The organism is Mesorhizobium sp. M1088 (genome assembly GCF_040318575.1).
Taxonomy (GTDB): Bacteria; Pseudomonadota; Alphaproteobacteria; order Rhizobiales; family Rhizobiaceae; genus Mesorhizobium.
This window is the reverse complement of the sequence record NZ_JAMYMO010000117.1, coordinates 1-1,056: the sequence shown is the minus strand read 5'-3', so window position 1 is coordinate 1,056 and position 1,056 is coordinate 1. Positions and strand designations below refer to the sequence as shown.

The following is a 1,056-nucleotide window of genomic DNA, read 5'->3' as shown; positions in this document are numbered from 1 at the left end:
AGGGCTAGAGCCTTTCACGTTTTGATGGAAGCGTAGCCGGCGTTTGCGAAGTAGTTGTTGCATTCGGTTGCCTCGATCGTTTCAACGAGGTGGCCGATGTGGCGCCAAGTGTCCTCGACGGTACGTTTCTGAGCTTGGCGCATCCAGTGTTTGATTTTGGCAAAGGCCTGCTCGATCGGATTGAGGTCTGGGGAGTAGGGCGGTAGGTACCAAAGCCTGGCGCCGGCCGCCTTGATCATCTGCCTGATGGCCGCCGACTTATGACTTCCCAGATTATCCATGACGACGATGTCGCCGGGTTTCAGCACGGTGATGAGCTGCTGCTCGACATAGGCGCGGAAGCATTGGCCGTTGATTGGCCCGTCGAAGACGCAAGGTGCCGCGAGCCTATCGCAGCGCAGCGCGCCGAGGAAGGTCAGCGTGCGCCAGTGGCCGTGCGGGGCCAAGCCGCGCAGCCGCTCGCCCTTCGGCCCCCAACCGCGCAGCGGAGCCATGTTGGTCTTGATCCAGGTCTCGTCGATGAAGACCAGATGCTGCGGATCGAGGCCGGCCTGCCAAGAGCGCCATCGCTGACGCCTGCGGGCAATATCAGCGCGCGCCTGCTCAAGGGCGAACAGCGTTTTTTTTGAAGCTCAGGCCCTCGCGCCTCAAGAACATCCAGACCGCGTTGTGCGAGACCTTGACCCCGCGTGCGGCCAACTCATCCTTCAGACCATGCAGTGTCAGATGCGGCGTCTCACGCACACGCGCCTCGATGAAGGCACGGTGCGGCTCCAGCACCCTCTTGCGATGTCCGCCCATCTTGCCAGGCGCAACCGAGCCAGTCGCCCGATGGCGCTGCAACAACTTCACCGCCGCCGAAACCGAAATGCCGAACCGTTTCGCGGCCGACCGGCGGCTCTCGCCACCCAAAACCGCCGCTACAACACGTTCGCGAAGATCATCCGAAAGAGGTCGCGTCATCCGATGCTGGCCTCCACTCCAGCCAGCATCTTGAATCACAAAACCGACTGATCCGGAATCCCCTTCGATTCCGTCAAATCAGGAACCGCTCTA

Annotated in this window: 1 protein-coding gene; it reads right to left on the bottom strand. The window is 61.5% G+C overall.

Features of this window, described 5'->3' with window-relative positions; genetic code table 11:
* Positions 1–14 precede the first annotated feature (14 nt).
* A protein-coding gene (locus NKH49_RS34715; protein WP_352503943.1) for an IS630 family transposase occupies positions 15–963 on the bottom strand; the annotation gives its coding sequence in 2 pieces (ribosomal slippage) (positions 15–626 and positions 628–963; 948 coding nt in all).
* Between the last annotated feature and the right edge of the window lie 93 nt (positions 964–1,056).